Consider the following 15,082-nt stretch of genomic DNA (forward strand, 5'->3'; position numbering starts at 1 on the left):
TCAGCGGGCCGGCGGCGGCGACAGGGCGATATTCAGCCGCCGCAGCTCGCGGATCTGCCCGGCGACCATCCGCCCCTCGATCAGCTCGGTCCCCGACAGGCCGAAGATGCGCCCGTCGGTGAAGACCGGCCGGCTGTTCCCGTACCAGTCGGTGCAGGAGACCTCGCACTGATAGCCCGGCACGCCGTCCTCATCGTCCGTGGTGCCGAGGCCCCCATAATCGGTGTCGACATAGTCGAACCGGCGCAGCAGCTCGCCGGCGGGGCGCAGCCGGCCGTGCCGGTCGGCGGTCAGGAAGCTGAGATCGGACGCACTCGTGCGCCAATAGTCGCGGTCGCTGTCCTCGATCCGCGGGACGGTCGGCAGGCCCATCAGGCTGCTTCCGTCCGGATCGAGCCGGGCGTTGAAAGCATGGCTCCGCCCCTCGCTCTCGTAGCGGCCGGGCAGCTGCACGGACGAAGCGATGCGCGGCGCGGCATCGAGGTCGATCAGGGTCACGCTGAGCCCGTCGCGGTCGCGATAGCCGGTCAGGATGATGTCGTCGCCCAGCCGGTCGGCGCGGATCACCGTGTGGCCGGTGGCGAGCGTACGGGCCCGGTCGGGCCGGACGACGGGCACGACGACCGCCGGCGACGCCCGCATCCCGACCAACCGTCGCGCCAGATATTGCCGTTCATAATCGTCATAGCCGTAGCGCACGAACTCGTTCGGGTCGGGCAGCCCGCGGCGGTAATTGCTCAGTCCGCCATAGACGAGATAGCGCTCGGTGAAGCGGGCGGCGACCGAATAAGTCGGCGTCCCGGGCAACGCGGCAAAGGCGCCCTCCGTCAGGTCCGTCCGCGTCGGGCCGAAACGCGTCTGCGGGATGGTCACGAAGGCGAGCTGCGTCGGGCCGTCATATCCGGTGCGGCAATCGACCCGCTCCAGCCTGACCAGGGCGTAGAGATTGCGCTCGTCGGCCTGCATCGCGAACTGGTCGGGCGGCGTCCCGCGCGCCCCGATCAGCTCCGGCCCGGCGCCGGTCAGCGGCACGCGATAGACGAGCGCCCGCCGGGCGTCGGCGATCGTCGGCTGCGGCCGGGTCTCCCGGTCGCTGCAATAGCCGCCCTCATTGTCCGTCCAGAGATATGTGTGGTCCGCGGTGACATAATATTCGCGCACCATGGGGGCGACGACCGCCGTGCTCCGGCAGGCGAGCACGCCGCGCCCGGCGCCGGCCAGCGGACAGACCGAGACGCTGTGGACCACCGGCTCCTCGATCCGTTCGACCGGCCGGTAGATGTCACCGCCGCGGAGCAGTGGCGGCCCGTTGTCGGGCATCGCCTCCCGCGGCGCATTCCAGACGTTTCCGCGCCGCTCGAGCCAGGCCCGCTCGCGCGCATCGTCCTCCGCCCGCCACGGCCGGACCAGCGGCCAGACGACATCATCGTTCTCCATGTCGGTGATCAGGAACGGCGTGTAGATGACGAGATTGTCGCCGATCAGCCGGGTCGCGTAGCCGGTGCTGCTGTAATAATCGTTGGAGGAGATCCGGAAGACGCCCTCGCGGCGCAGCCGGCCGTTGCGCCGGTCGAGCCGGAACACCGCAAGCTCGCTGGCCCGGGATTCGTAGGAATAGCCTGTGACGAGGATGCGGTCGCCGGAGACGAGCATCTCGTCATACCAGGTTTCGTTCCAGCGGCTCGGGCTGACGTAGCGATAGACGTTCATCCGGTCGGTCAGCCGCAGCTCCCGCCCCGGCCGCCGCGGCGAGCCGCCCGCCTCCATGTCGATCACGAAGATCCGGCCGTCCTGCAGGATCAGCAGGTAATGGTCGATCTGCTTGATGATGTCGCCTTCCTCGACATTGCGCATCTGGTTGTTGGTGATCGAGGGATTACGCGGCGGCGCGATCCGGGAGCCGGTGACGACCACCATTTCCCCGCCCTCTTCCCCAGTCGTGCAGGGGTGCCCCGGCGTCGGCACGCATTCTTGCCCGGGCACGTCGTGCTGCGTCGTCGGCTGGCTCGCCGCGGGCGACGCCGCCTGGGCGAGAAGCTGCCGGCCGGGAGGGACCGCGGCAGAGCTGTAATAATAATCGCCGCGCGTCCTTTGTTCGGCGCGGACGGCGGCGAGGTAGCGGCGGAACTCCGCCTCGTCGCGGAAGCGGGTCAGGGTCGGACTGGTGAACGCGTCGAGCGCATTGCGCGCGGCCTCGCGCTCCTCCTGCGTGACCTGATGCCGCTGCGGACGCTGCTGCGCCGCCGCAGCCGTCGCCGCCGTCAGCACGACACCGAGGGCCACCGCCCTCCGCAAACCCTTCATCGCATCCCTCCCCGTCCTTCGCAGGCTATTGCCTTCGCCCGCGCTTGCACTAGCCTTCCGGAATGACCGATCTCGACGCCTTCATCGCCGGCCTGCCCAAGGCCGAACTGCACATGCATATCGAGGGCAGCCTGGAGCCCGAACTGATGTTCGCTCTGGCCGAGCGGAACGGGGTCGAGATCCCGTTCGACAGCGTCGAGGCGGTGCGGGCAGCCTACAGTTTCTCCAACCTGCAGGACTTTCTCGACATCTATTACCAGGGCGCCAACGTGCTCCGCACCGAGCGCGACTTCCAGGACCTGGCGACCGCCTATTTCGACCGGATCGCCGCCGACGGCGTCGTCCATGCCGAGATCTTCTTCGATCCGCAGACCCATACCGATCGGGGCATCCCCTTCGACACGGTGATGAAGGGCCTGCTCGCCGGCATGGCCGAGGCCGAGGCGAAGCATGGCATCACGTCGAAGCTCATCCTCTGCTTCCTCCGCCATCTCGACGAGCAGGCCGCCTTCGCCACGCTCGAACAGGCCAGGCCCTGGCTCGACCAGATCGAGGCGGTCGGGCTGGACAGCTCCGAGCTCGGCCATCCACCGAGCAAGTTCGCGCGCGTCTTCCCCGCCGCCCGCGGGCTCGGCCTGAAGCTGGTCGCCCATGCCGGCGAGGAAGGTCCGCCCGCCTACGTCCATGAGGCGCTGGACGTCCTGCGCATCGACCGGCTCGACCATGGCAATCGCAGCCTGGAGGACCCCGCGCTGACCGACCGGCTCGTCGGCGAGCAGATGACGCTCACCGTCTGCCCGCTCTCCAACGTCAAGCTCTGCAACGTCGCCTCGATCGACCAGCATCCGATCGACCGCATGCTGCAGCTCGGCCTGCGTGCGACGATCAACTCCGACGACCCGGCCTATTTCGGCGGTTATATCAACGACAATTACCGCGCCGCCGCCGCGGGCCGCGGCCTCACCCGCGACGATCTCGCCACGCTGGCGCGCAACTCCTTCCTCGGCTCGTTCCTCGACGAGGAGGCGAAAGCGCGGCATCTCGCGCGGCTGGAGGCCTATCTGGCCGCCCATTGAGGGCGCCGGCCGCTAGCGCGAGGCCAGCTGCGGCGGCCGCGAGAGCGCGATGTTGAGCCGCTGCACCTCGTGGATCTCGCCGCCCCGGATCCGGCCCTCGATCAGCTCGGTGCCGGTCAGGCCGAAGACGCGGCCGTCGGTGAAGATCGGCCGGCTGTTGCCGTACCAGTCGATGCACGACACCTCGCAGGTATAGCCGGCGACGCCGCCGCTGCCGCGGTCGCTATATTCGAAGCGCCGCTCGAGCTCGCCGACCGGCTGCAGCCGGCCGCGCGAGTCGACCGTGAGGTAGGACAGGTCCGACGCGCTGCTCCGCCAGGGCGCCCGGCTCGACCAGCCTTCGCGGGCGATCGTCGGCAGGCCCATCACGCCGCTGCCGTCCTCCTCGATCAGGCTGTTGAAGGCATGGCTCCTCCCCTCCGCCTCGAAGCGCCGCTCGAGCTGCACCTGCGAGGCGATGCGGGGGCGTCCGTCCAGATCGATCAGCGTCACGATCAGGCCCTGCTGGTTGCGATAGCCGGTGACGACGATGTCGCTGCCCGCCTGCTCGGCGCGGAGCACCGTATGCCGCACCGGAATGGCGCGCACGTCGGCGGGCCGGTTCACCGGCACCACATAGGCCGGCGGCATGCTGTTCTCGGCAAAGCCCCGCCGGGTCATGCCGACGCTGCCATAGACGAGATGCGTTTCGGTGAAGCGGTTGGCGATATTGTCGGACTTCACCCCGGGCATCGGCGTGTAGCGGTCGTCCGCCGCCTCGGCCAGGGTGCGCGAGAAGCGGCCCAGGGGCAGATCGAAGAAAGCGAGCTGCGATTCCGCGAGGCCGCCGGCGCAGGCGCGCGAGGCGCCCCTGACCAGGGCCCGGAAATGGCCGTTCCGTGCATCGAGCGAGAATTGGTCGGGTGGCGTGCCCCGGGTCCCCGCCACCAGCGGCGCGGCGCCGTTCACCGGCACCCGGAACAGCAAGGCCGGCGCATATTCGTCCGCGGCGAAGCGGCGCGGCGCCTGGCAGTTCGCCTCGGCGGCGCGCGCGTAGCGGGACTCGTAGCCAGTCGTCCACAGATAGGCATCCTGCTCGGTCACATACCATTGCGCCTGGCTCGGCCCGACGAAGGCGGTGCTGCGGCATTCGAGCTCGCGGCCCGGGCCGACCTCGCCGAGCGGGCAGACCGACACCGTGTGCACGGTCGCATAATTGCCGGGGTCGCGAAGCGGCCGGTAGATCTGCCCGGCGTCGAACAGGGGCCGGCCGCGCCGGTCGGCCGCCAGCCGGTCCTCGCCCTCCACCCAGCGCCGCACCATCGGCCAGCGGAAGCTTGGCCGGGTCATCGAGACCAGGCTGAACGGCGTGTAGACGACGAGATTGTCGCCGACGAGCCGCGAGGCGTAATTGGTGCTGCTGTAATAGTCGTTGGACGACATGTAGAAGACGCCCTGCCGGCTCAGCGTCCCCGAGCCCATGTCGAGCCGGAAGACCGACAGCTCGGTCGCCTGCTGGCCGTAGGAATAGCCGGTGATGAGAACGCGGTCGCCGAAGACCAGCATCTCGTCATACCACATATGCTGGCGCGGATCGCGATAGACGTTCATCCGGTCCGACAAAGCGAGCCGGCGGCCGCCGCGGGCGCGGGTGTCGATCACGAAGATCCGCCCGTCCTGCAGGACCAGCAGATAATGGCCGATCTGCTTGACGATGTCGCCCTCGTCCACGCCCTGCATCTGGTTGTTGGTGATGCCGGGGTTGCTGGGCTGACCGGTCGCCCGGCCCGCATTGACCGTCCTGACCGGCGAGGCGGCGCTCATGTTCGGGCGGGCGATGCGGCTGCCCGTCACGGTGACCGCCTGATCGCTCTCCGCCTCCGGCGGCGCCGCGCAGGCGGGATCGCCGTCGGGGCAGATCGGCTCGACCTGATCGGACTGGCCGGCCTGGGCGAACTGGATCTGGCCGGACGAGGCCCACCATTGCCCCCGCGCGCGGCCGGCGGAGAGCACCGCGCCCAGATAGCGGCGGAACTCCTCCTCGCTCTCGAAGCGGGTGAGGGTCGGGCTGGTGAAGCGGGCGAGCTCGGCTTCCGCCCTTTGCTTCTGCTCCTCCGTCATCGGCGTGCGCCGCTGCGCCGCGGCGGGAGCGATCAGCGCGGCACAGGCGGCCGCCAGACCCAGGTTGCGCCAGAAGCCCATCGCAGTCCTCCCTCGCAAATTCGTGACGGAGGCTAAACGGGCCCGGCTGACAGCCCGATGAACGGCGTCAGCCGCGCGGCGGCGGGGCCTGGTAGCGATAGCCGCCCTGCCGCTCGATCATCCAGCCGGGATATTCGGCCGGCAGCTTCGAGACGGCGTCGAGCGCGGCCAGTTCCTCGGCCGAAAGCGCGACCTCGACCGCGCCGAGATTGTCCTGGAGCTGGTCGATGCGCTTGGCGCCGATGATCACGCTGCTCACCGCCTTCTGGTGAAGCAGCCAGGCAATTGCGACCTGCGGGACCGTCACGCCCTTCGCCTCGGCGATGCCGCGCATCGCGTCGATAATGTCGTAGGCACGCTCCCTGTCGATCGGCGGGAAATCGAAATTGGCGCGCCGGCCGCCATCGCCTTTCTCGTCCTCGCGGCTGTACTTGCCCGAGAGCAGACCGCCGGCAAGCGGGCTCCAGACCATCAGGCCGACGCCCTCGCTCTCCATCATCGGGATAATCTCGCGCTCCAGGTCGCGCCCGGCGATCGTGTAATAAGCCTGCAGCGAGACGGGCCGGGTCAGCCGCCGCGCCTCCGCAATCCCCGCCGCCTTGGCGACCTGCCAAGCCGCCCAGTTGGACAGGCCCACGTAGCGCACCAGCCCGCGCCGCACGAGATTGTCGAGCGCCTCCACCGTCTCCTCGACCGGGGTGAGCGGATCGACGCCATGGATCTGGTAAAGGTCGATATGGTCCAGCTGCAGCCGCTTCAGGCTCGCCTCGACCTGGTCCATGATATGGCCCCGCGAGGCCCCGGCCCCGTTCGGCCCCGGGCTCATCCGGCCCAGCACCTTGGTCGCGACCACCACCTGGTCGCGCGCGATGCCGAGATTCTTCAGCCCCTGCCCCAGGATCGTCTCGGCGGCCCCTTCCGAATAGATGTTGGCGGTGTCGACGAAGTTGATCCCGGCATCGAGCGCCGCCTTCAGGATCGTGTCCGCCTCGTCCTGCTGCACCCGGCCGACCACCTGCCACATGCCGTCGCCGCCGCCGAAGGTCATCGTGCCGAGGCAGAGCTCGGAGACGTAGAGGCCGGAGCGGCCGAGGGGGTTGTAGCGCATGTGGGCGACTCCTCGCTGGGTTAGCCGCGCCCTTACAGCGTGGCGTGGACCGTCGCCACCGCCGTCATCACGGCGGCGATGCGGGCGGCGGCCTGGATGGTCTCGGGTTTCACGCCATGCTGGCCAAGCACCTTCTCGTGGCTGTCGATGCACATCCCGCAGCCATTCTGCGCAGAGACGGCAAGGCTGAACAATTCGAAGTCCGCCCTGTCGATGCCCGGCGACCCGATGACGTTCATCCTGAGCTTCGCCGGAAGCGTCGCATAGACCGGGTTCGAGGCGAGGTGGACGAAGCGGTAATAGACGTTGTTCATCGCCATCACCGCCGCCGCGGCACGCGCCGCGTTCGCATAGGCCTCGTCCAGCTTGCCTGCCGCCTCGGCCTCGGCGGCCTCGACGAGCGGCTTGTGGCCGGTGCCGTGGGCGCAGGCGAGCAGCAGGCCGTATTTGCGGTTGTCGCCGAGCAATTGGTCGCTGAGCAAGGAGGAGAGGTTGAGCCGGAGATCCTTCGCGTAATCGGGAAGGGCGTCGGCGAAGAGCTTGAGAGACATTAAAAGTTCCTTCGGTTGCTCCTCCCCGGCACGGGGAGGGGGCCATGCGAAGCATGGTGGAGGGGGCTCGGAGCGGGTCGTTGAGCCCCCTCCGTCAGCGCGTCGCGCTGCCACCTCCCCGTTCCGGGGAGGAGTTGAATGAAAAAGGGGCGCGGCAACCGTAGCCGCCGCGCCCCGGATCGAGGTCCGCCACCCCTGTTCGGGGAGGGCAGGGAGGGGAGCCCTAGGCCGCGGGGCGGAGGACCTCTTCGCCGGCCGACCAGTTGCAGGGGCACAACTCGTCGGTCTGCAATGCGTCCAGCACGCGGAGCGTCTCCGCCGGATTGCGGCCGACGTTGAGGCCGTTCACCGTGACGTGCTGGATGATGTTGTCCGGATCGACGATGAACGTGGCGCGGAAGGCGACATGCTCATTGCGGTCGAGAATGCCGAGCGCCTCGGCCAGCTTCGCGCCATTGTCGGCGATCCAGGGGAAGTCCGCATTGGCCAGCTGCTCGTCCGACCGGCGCCAGGCGAAGTGAACATGGGCGGTGTCGGTCGAGGCGCCGATCAGCAATGCGTCGCGATCCTCGAAATCCTGCTTCAGCTCGGCATAGCCGGCGATTTCGGTGGGGCAGACGAAGGTGAAGTCCTTCGGCCAGTAGAACAGGATCTTCCACTTGCCGTTCGTCTCGGCGAGGTCGATCGTCTCGCCCGCCGGCAGGGCGGCAGTGCCCTGCTGGACGGGAAGGGTCAGTTCCGGAAGCTTGTCGCCAACGGTAAGCATACGCGTCGTTTCTCCTGTTTTTGTGCGCTGCGTCAAAAACCTTGTGCATCGCATATAAGACGCGAATTTCATCGTGCAAATTGATTAAATCTGTCGTATTGATCGATTGAAACGATGAGTGTCCACCTCCCCACCCTGAAACAGCTCCAGTATCTCGTGGCCCTCCACACCCACGGTCATTTCGGCCGCGCGGCCGAGGCCTGCTTCGTCACCCAGTCCACCCTCTCCGCCGGCATCAAGGAGCTGGAGAGCCTGATCGGCGTCACCCTGGTCGAGCGCACCCGCCGCGTCGTCCGCTTCAGCCCGCTCGGCCTGCGCGTCGCCGAGAAGGCGCGGCGGATCCTGCGCGAGACCGAGGATCTCACCGACATGGTCCGCGCCGAGGGCAAGCCGCTGGCCGGCGAGCTCCGGCTCGGCGTGATCCCCACCATCGCGCCCTTCCTGCTCCCGGCCCTGCTGCCGCGCCTGCGCGCGCAATGGCCGGACCTGAAGCTCTATTTGCGCGAGGAGACCAGTCCCGCCGCCTGCAAGGCGCTGCACCGCGGCCAGCTCGACTGCGTCCTGCTCGCCCTTCCCTATGCCTGCGGCGACGTCGAGCGCGCGGACCTGTTCGACGACTCCTTCCTCGTCGCCTTCCCGCCGGGCGCGGCCGACGCCCTGCCCGAAAAGGTCAAGCCCGCCGCGATCGACGAGACCAAGTTGCTGCTGCTCGAGGACGGCCACTGCCTCAAGGACCATGCGCTCTCCGCCTGCAACCGGCCCGAGCTGCGCGCCGAGGCGGCGATCCTCGGCACCTCGCTGCACACGCTCGTGCAGATGGTCGACAACGGCCTCGGCATGACGCTCGTCCCGGAAATGGCGGTCGAGGCCGGCCTGCTCGCCGGCACCGGCGTCGTCACCCGCAGGCTCGACGCCGAGCACCCCTCCCGCCGCATCGCCCTCGTCTGGCGCCGCGGCAGCCCGCGCGAGAAGGAGTTCCGGCTGCTGGCGGAGGCGCTGAAGGTGGCGGCCTGATCTTCCTCCCCACGGGAAGGAAAGACCTCAGTCCATATGCTTCAGCCCGACCCGCAGATAATCCCAGCCGGTGATCACGGTCAGCGCCGCCGCGCCCCAGAGCGAGACCAGGCCGACCTGGTGCACCCAGGGCAATTGCGGCACCGCGCCGGCGAGGATCAGGGCGCCGAGCGCGAACATCTGCAGCGCCGTCTTCCACTTGGCGAGCGCGCTCACCGGCACGGAGACCTGCAGGCCCGCCAGGAATTCGCGCAGGCCGGACACGGTGATCTCGCGCAGCAGGATCACCAGCGCCGGAATGATGTGGAAGCCCCAGATGATCGGCACCGCCCCCGGCTGCCGGGTCGAGATCAGCATCGCGATCACCGCCACCACCATGATCTTGTCAGCGATCGGGTCGAGGAACTGGCCGAGCCGCGAGACCGTTCCCTGCGCGCGGGCCAGATAGCCGTCGAAATAGTCGGTGATGCCGACCAGGCAGTAGAGCACGAAGGTGATGCCATAGTCCCACCAGCTCGGCCGCCAGAGCAGGAACACCAGGATCGGCACCGCCAGGATTCGCGAGAGCGTCAGCAGGTTCGGGACGGTCAGCATGTTCGGCCAGCCATTAACCTCAAACCGGGACGAATGGGAGCGGTTCCGCCAACCAGGGTTGTATGCCCTCGCGCGGGCGGACTATGAACATCGATGAAAGTCCATTCGCACGGATTCTGAGGGGCATTATGGAATCGACCAGAAGCCTCGCATCCGCCGCATTTCCCGGAGCTCGCGCCTAGATGTCCCATTCCTCCGGCGTCTTCCACCTGCTTGGCGTCCGCCGCTTCCTGCCGCTCTTCGTCACGCAGCTGCTGGGGGCGTTCAACGACAATCTGTTCAAGCACGCGGTCGTGCTGTTCGTCGTCTACAACCATTATAATGACGAGAATTCGGAGACCTGGTTCTCCGCGCTGACCACGGCCCTGTTCACCCTGCCCTTCTTCTTCCTCTCGGCCATCTCCGGCCAGCTCGCCGATTCGAACGACAAGGCGAAGATCATCCGGATCGTGAAGGCCTGCGAGATCGGGATCATGCTGGTCGGCGCGACCGGGCTGATCATGGCCTGGAAGGGGATCATGGTGGACAGCGTGGCCATCCCCCTCCTGCTGCTGGCGATGTTCGCCATGGGCACCCACTCCACCTTCTTCGGGCCGATCAAATATGCGATCCTGCCGCAGCATCTGGAGAAGCAGGAGGTGCTCGGCGGCACCGGCCTGGTCGAGGCCGGTACCTATGTCGCGATCCTCGGCGGCACCCTGCTCGCCGGCCTGATCCGGGTCGAGGTCGCCGCCGCGATGGTGCTCAGCGTCGCACTGATCGGCTATGTCTTCGGCCGCCAGGTGCCGCCGGCGCCGCCGCTCCAGGAGCCGCAGAAACTCGACTGGAACATCTTCACCGCTTCGGCGCGGCTGGTGAAGGGCACGCTGAAGATCAGGCGCCTGTTCCTCGCCATCGTCGCGATCAGCTTCTTCTGGACGATCGGCGCGGTGCTGTTCATCCAGTTCCCGCCGCTGGTGAAGAACGCCCTTACCTCCGACAAGGCGGTGGCCAGCGTCTTCCTTGCCATCTTCTCGATCGGCGTCGCGATCGGCTCGCTGGCGGTGAACCGGCTGCTGAAGGGCGAGGTTTCGGCCCGCTATTCGCCGGTCGCCGTGATCCTGATGGGCGCGTGCGTGTTCGCCTTCTACTATCTCTCCAAGACATGGGAGCATGCGCCCCAAGGCACGCTGTACAATGTCGGGGACTTCCTCCAGCATCCGGGCGCGCTGCTGCTCAGCCTGTCGCTGCTCGGCATCGCCATTTTCGGCGGCATCTTCGTCGTCCCGCTCTACGCCTTCCTCACCACCACGGTGCAGAAGAGCGAGGCGGCGCGCACCGTCGCCGCCAACAATATCGTCAATGCCGGCTGCATGACGCTGGGCGCGCTGGCGACGATGGGCATCACCTATGCGGGGGTGAGCGCGGCCGACCAGCTGCTGATGGCCGCGGGCATGTGCATCATCGCCGCCTGGCTGGCCTGGGTGCTGCACAAGGCCTGCGACCATCCGCTCGAGCAGATCGCGACGCAGGGCGCGGCCGCAGGCGAGGCGGTGCCGCCGGCCGGCGGCATGGGGCACTGAGCCCTCGAAAACTAGCCGAGCAGGGTCCCGAAGAAGACGACGCCGCCGAGCCAGGCGGTCACGAACAGCCTGAGGTCGGCGAGCCAGGCCTCCGTCTGCGCCTCGGTGAAGGGCTCCGCCTGCTCCGTCGGCAGCGCGAGCGCCGCGGCACGGGAGCCGGGGCGGCGGGTGATGAGGGGCGCAAGGCGGCTCATGCCGCCATTAAGAATTCATTTACCATCGCGCCGCAAGCGGGTGCGGAAGGTTAATTTTCGCCGCGTTGTTCCGCGGCGGGACGACCCCTCACCGTCCCTGGCCTGGCGTCGGCAGCACCAGCTCGCGCACCGTCACCGGCCGGCCCGAGAAGAAGGCGATCAGGATGCCGGGCACGTCCGGATGCGCCTCGAACAGATTGTGCCCGCCGTTGCGGACGAGGATCCGGTGCATGCGCCTCAGCCCGCGCGTCGCCTCGGCCTGCTCCTCCAGCGGCGTGCGCACGTCGAGGTCGCCCTCGAACACCAGCACCGGATGGTTCGACCTGATCTCCCGCCGGAAGCCGTCGCCGAGATCGAGCCCCGGCACCGCGCCGCGCAGCTGCGGCATCGGGAAATTGACCGAGAGCCCCAGCAGCGAGGCCGGTGCCTGCCGCGCGACCAAAGCCTGGCGGGCGTCGGTGATCCCGGACGCCACGTCCATCAGCTCGCCCATGCCCATGCTGATCGGCTCGCGATAGAAGAAATTGTAGAGCGGTTCGGCGACCGCCTGCCCCTGCCCCGCGTCGAGCGCGGCATAGGCGCCGATCACCTGCGCATAGCCCGACGGGTCGGACATCAGCCCGCCCGCCATCCGCCGCGCCGCGAAGCTGTCCATGCGGAAGCTGATCCGCGCATCGGCCGGCCCGGCGGTCAGCATGAGCGGCGCGGCATCGAGCCGGGCATGGACCCGGCGCATCCGCTCCACCAGGCCGCCGCCGACCGCGCGGTCGATCCGCGCATAGGTCGCGTCGACATGGGCGGGGAGCTTCACCGTCTGGCTCATCCCCTCCACCGAGGAGAAGGCGACGCGGCCGACCGAGCGCGGGTGCCGGCGCATCATCGCCATGCCGAGATGGGTGCCGTAGGAAATCCCCCAGAGGTCGACCTGCCGGGCGCCGAGCGCGCGGCGCAGGTCCTCGATATCGTCGGCGCTCTGGTCGGTCGTGTAGCCGTTCACCGCGACGCCCGCGGCGCGCCAGCGCCCGACGCACATCAGCAGGGTCTCGCGATAATAAGCGGTCAGCGCCGCCTCGTTCAGCCCCGCCGCCGGATCGAGCCGGCGCTCGGCCCGGCAGGGCGGGATGTGGTTGGAGAGGCCGACGCCGCGCTGGTCGAGCACGATGACGTCGGCAACTTGCCGCAGGGCGAGGAAGATCGGCTGGCGCGGGCCCCGCGCGGTGAAGACGCCCGATCCGCCGGGGCCGCCGGCCAGATAGACGATCGGGTTGCCGGGCCGCGCCGCGGTCGAGCGGAAGCGCAGGAAGCCGAGCTCGATGCGCCGCGAGCGGGGATCGCCCCGGTCCTCCGGCACCAGCATCCGCCCGCGCTCGACGGCCAGCTCGCTATTGTCGCGAAGGCGGAAACTGTAGGGCTCGAACCGGACCTCCGGCCGGGTATGCGCCGCTCCCGGCGCCGCCATGGCGACCATGAGCAAAGAGACCAGAACAGTGAAAGCGCGACGCATCATTCCCTCCCGCGAAAGTGCCGTCTGCTTCGCCGTGCGGCCAGGCGGCCGCCAGCTTCGCTCGGTGAACGACGGCACGGCTCGGGGAGCGGCAGAGACGCGTCGGTGAACGGCGCTATAAGGAGGGTATGCGCGCGCTCCTGCTCCTGATCGCCTGCTGGCTGCTGACCGGCGCGGCCCCGGTCCGCCACGGGCCGATCCAGCGCTGCCCGGCGCTGCAGTCGGCGGCGGGCTGCGTCACCATCGCGCGCTGGCGCTCGCCGCTTGAGGGCCCGGAGACGATCCTGAGGCGCCAGATCACTATCGACACTTCGGCGCTGCAGGGCCGGCCGCCGCTGACCGTGTCGCTCATCGCCCTGGCAAGCTCCGAGGTAAGCTGGAACGGGGTCGTGATCGGCAGCAACGGCGTCCCCGGCCGCGACCGGGCGAGCGAGGTCCCGGGCCTCTACGTCTCCTCCTTCATCATCCCGCCCCGGCTGATCCGCCCCGGCGTCAACGTCCTCGAGGCGCGGATGTCCGGTCATTATATCTGGGCGCCGGTGGTGATGCCGCTCCACGATTTCAGCGTTGGCTTCTACGCTTCGCCCGATCTGCCGGGCGTCAGCTATTATCTCCCCGCGATGCTGACCTTGGGCGCGCTTCTCGCCGGGCTGGTCTATTTCGCCGCCGCCTTCGTCTCCTACCGTTCGGACAGAGGCGCGCTGATCGTCTCGCTGGCCGCCGGGGCCGGCGCCGTCCAGCTCCTCGTCGAGGTCAGCCGCGCCTTCATCGCCTACACCTATCCCTGGCATCTGACCCGGGTCAGCGCGGTCGCTTTGCTCTCGGCGCTCACCGCCTGCCTGATCGTCCTTTATGCCGGCCGGCGCTTCGCCCCGCGCTGGACGCGCCGGATGGTGATCGCGACCATCCTGCTGTCGGCCGCGAACATCCTGCTGATGCCCGGCTTCGACTTCAAGGCGATGGGCGCGATCGCGCTCGCCTGGCTGTGGCTCGGCGTCGCCGCCCTGCTTGGACGGCGAGCGGCGCGGAAGCCCGCCACGGTCGCGCTGGCCATCGCGATCGCCGCTTTGGCGCTGATGGTCTGGGGCTTCACCGACTATCTGGACCGGACCCATTATCTGCTGCTCGCCGGGGTCGTCATCCTCCTCGTCTCGGAGCAGGTGATCGCGCTGCGCCGCGCGCGCGGGGAGCGGGACGAGCAGGCGCGGCTCGCGGCCGCGCTGGCGGAGCGGCTGCGCGAGGCGGAGCAGAAAGGCGAGCCAATCCTCGCGCTGCGCGACGGCAGCCGGATCCACCGCGTGGCGGAAGGCGACATCGTCACGGTCCGCGCGGCCGACGATTATTGCGACGTGATGCTGAGCGACGGCCGGGCCCTGCTGGTTACGCAGACGCTGGCAAAATTGCTGGAGACGCTGCCGCCCCGCTTCGTGCGCATCCACAAGAGCCATGCCGTGAACCGCGCCCACGTCACCGGCGCCGCGCCGCGTCCCGGCGGCGGCACTTTGCTCATGCTGAGCGACGGCAGCGAAATCCCCGTCGGCCGCACCTATGCGGCGTCGGTCGCCCGCTGGCTTGGCCCCACCTAGGTGATCATCGCCTTCGGGTTCGAGAACACCCGCGTCACCTCGGGCTCGAAGCTCTCCAGCGGGTCCGCCCTGAAATCCGGATCGAAGGCCGGCGCGTCCCATTCGTCGACCAGCTTCTCGGCGAAGGCGTACCAGCTCTCGTCCCTGAACCGCTCGCGGCCCTCCGGGTCCTTGCCCAGATGCTCGAAATAATAGCGGCCCTGGAATTCCTGGTGCCATTTGACCGCGTGGTAGATGTCCTCGCTCACATAGGGCTTCAGCATCTCCGCCGCGATCGCGCCGTGATTGGGGATGGAGAAGAGCTTGCCGAGATCGTGGCAGAGCGCCGCCACCACCTCCTCGTCGCTCGCGCCAGAGCGCCGCGCCAGGGTCCCCGCCATCAGCGAGTGGCCGAGCTGCGTCGCCGCAAAGCCGACCTCGATCGCGTCGAGCCGGGCGAGGCTCTCCATGATCTGCTTCGGCGCCGCCGAGACCTGATGCTTGCCGTGCTCCGCGGCGATATGCATCCACTCCTCGCGCGTGCCGTCCTTCATGTCGGTGAACATCGCGGCTCTCCTCCTGGCGCCGATCTAGCATTTTTGGCTGGGGCAGAGAAGCTGATCGAGGTCCCGCCGGGCAACCCGGGATCGTTGCAGACGGATC

The 15,082-nt window shown here is 68.6% G+C and carries 13 protein-coding genes; 4 read left to right on the plus strand and 9 right to left on the minus strand.

Annotated features, from left to right (window positions below):
* The gene (locus tag VEC11_RS05740; RefSeq protein WP_464129637.1) at positions 1-2,304 is read right to left on the minus strand and encodes a beta-propeller domain-containing protein; all 2,304 of its coding nucleotides are present in this window, start codon (positions 2,302-2,304) and stop codon (positions 1-3) included.
* A gap of 62 nt (positions 2,305-2,366) precedes the next feature.
* Here VEC11_RS05740 and VEC11_RS05745 point away from each other — a divergent pair, with 62 nt between their 5' ends.
* Positions 2,367-3,380 carry an adenosine deaminase gene (locus tag VEC11_RS05745; RefSeq protein WP_464129638.1) on the plus strand — a complete coding sequence of 338 codons (1,014 nt, stop codon included), beginning with the start codon at positions 2,367-2,369 and terminating at the stop codon, positions 3,378-3,380.
* A 12-nt stretch (positions 3,381-3,392) separates the two neighbouring features.
* Here VEC11_RS05745 and VEC11_RS05750 read toward each other — a convergent pair whose 3' ends face one another.
* From VEC11_RS05750 to VEC11_RS05765, 4 genes are all read right to left on the minus strand, one after another.
* Positions 3,393-5,561 carry a beta-propeller domain-containing protein gene (locus VEC11_RS05750; protein ID WP_464129639.1) on the minus strand — a complete coding sequence of 723 codons (2,169 nt, stop codon included), beginning with the start codon at positions 5,559-5,561 and terminating at the stop codon, positions 3,393-3,395.
* Between the two features lie 67 nt (positions 5,562-5,628).
* On the minus strand, positions 5,629-6,669 hold the full coding sequence (locus VEC11_RS05755) for an aldo/keto reductase (RefSeq protein ID WP_464129640.1): 1,041 nt from the start codon (positions 6,667-6,669) through the stop codon (positions 5,629-5,631).
* 32 nt (positions 6,670-6,701) lie between these two features.
* Positions 6,702-7,220 carry an alkylhydroperoxidase, AhpD family gene (ahpD, locus tag VEC11_RS05760; RefSeq protein WP_464129641.1) on the minus strand — a complete coding sequence of 173 codons (519 nt, stop codon included), beginning with the start codon at positions 7,218-7,220 and terminating at the stop codon, positions 6,702-6,704.
* A 223-nt stretch (positions 7,221-7,443) separates the two neighbouring features.
* Positions 7,444-7,986: a peroxiredoxin gene (locus tag VEC11_RS05765; protein ID WP_464129642.1), complete on the minus strand. Its 543-nt coding sequence runs from the start codon at positions 7,984-7,986 to the stop codon at positions 7,444-7,446.
* A gap of 114 nt (positions 7,987-8,100) precedes the next feature.
* On the opposite strand from VEC11_RS05765, the gene VEC11_RS05770 reads away from it, so the two are divergent.
* A complete protein-coding gene (locus VEC11_RS05770; protein WP_464129643.1) occupies positions 8,101-9,000 on the plus strand; it encodes a hydrogen peroxide-inducible genes activator in 900 nt (299 codons plus the stop codon).
* Between the two features lie 27 nt (positions 9,001-9,027).
* Here VEC11_RS05770 and pgsA read toward each other — a convergent pair whose 3' ends face one another.
* Positions 9,028-9,594 carry a CDP-diacylglycerol--glycerol-3-phosphate 3-phosphatidyltransferase gene (pgsA, locus tag VEC11_RS05775; RefSeq protein ID WP_464129644.1) on the minus strand — a complete coding sequence of 189 codons (567 nt, stop codon included), beginning with the start codon at positions 9,592-9,594 and terminating at the stop codon, positions 9,028-9,030.
* Between the two features lie 182 nt (positions 9,595-9,776).
* Between pgsA and VEC11_RS05780 the strand changes: the two genes are divergently transcribed.
* A complete protein-coding gene (locus tag VEC11_RS05780) occupies positions 9,777-11,156 on the plus strand; it encodes an MFS transporter (protein WP_464129645.1) in 1,380 nt (459 codons plus the stop codon).
* A gap of 11 nt (positions 11,157-11,167) precedes the next feature.
* Here the strand turns inward: VEC11_RS05780 and VEC11_RS05785 are convergent, their stop codons facing one another.
* Positions 11,168-11,350 (minus strand): hypothetical protein, encoded by a 183-nt coding sequence (locus VEC11_RS05785; protein ID WP_464129646.1) that lies wholly within the window; start codon positions 11,348-11,350, stop codon positions 11,168-11,170.
* An 88-nt stretch (positions 11,351-11,438) separates the two neighbouring features.
* Positions 11,439-12,854, minus strand: coding sequence for an alpha/beta hydrolase (locus VEC11_RS05790; RefSeq protein ID WP_464129647.1), 1,416 nt, complete (start codon positions 12,852-12,854; stop codon positions 11,439-11,441).
* A gap of 128 nt (positions 12,855-12,982) precedes the next feature.
* On the opposite strand from VEC11_RS05790, the gene VEC11_RS05795 reads away from it, so the two are divergent.
* Positions 12,983-14,440, plus strand: coding sequence for a LytTR family DNA-binding domain-containing protein (locus tag VEC11_RS05795; RefSeq protein ID WP_464129648.1), 1,458 nt, complete (start codon positions 12,983-12,985; stop codon positions 14,438-14,440).
* Here the strand turns inward: VEC11_RS05795 and VEC11_RS05800 are convergent.
* Positions 14,437-14,985: an HD domain-containing protein gene (locus VEC11_RS05800; protein ID WP_464129649.1), complete on the minus strand. Its 549-nt coding sequence runs from the start codon at positions 14,983-14,985 to the stop codon at positions 14,437-14,439. The genes VEC11_RS05795 and VEC11_RS05800 overlap by 4 nt on opposite strands.
* Positions 14,986-15,082 lie beyond the last annotated feature (97 nt).

It is taken from the genome of Allosphingosinicella sp., assembly GCF_035626655.1.
GTDB lineage: Bacteria > Pseudomonadota > Alphaproteobacteria > Sphingomonadales > Sphingomonadaceae > Allosphingosinicella.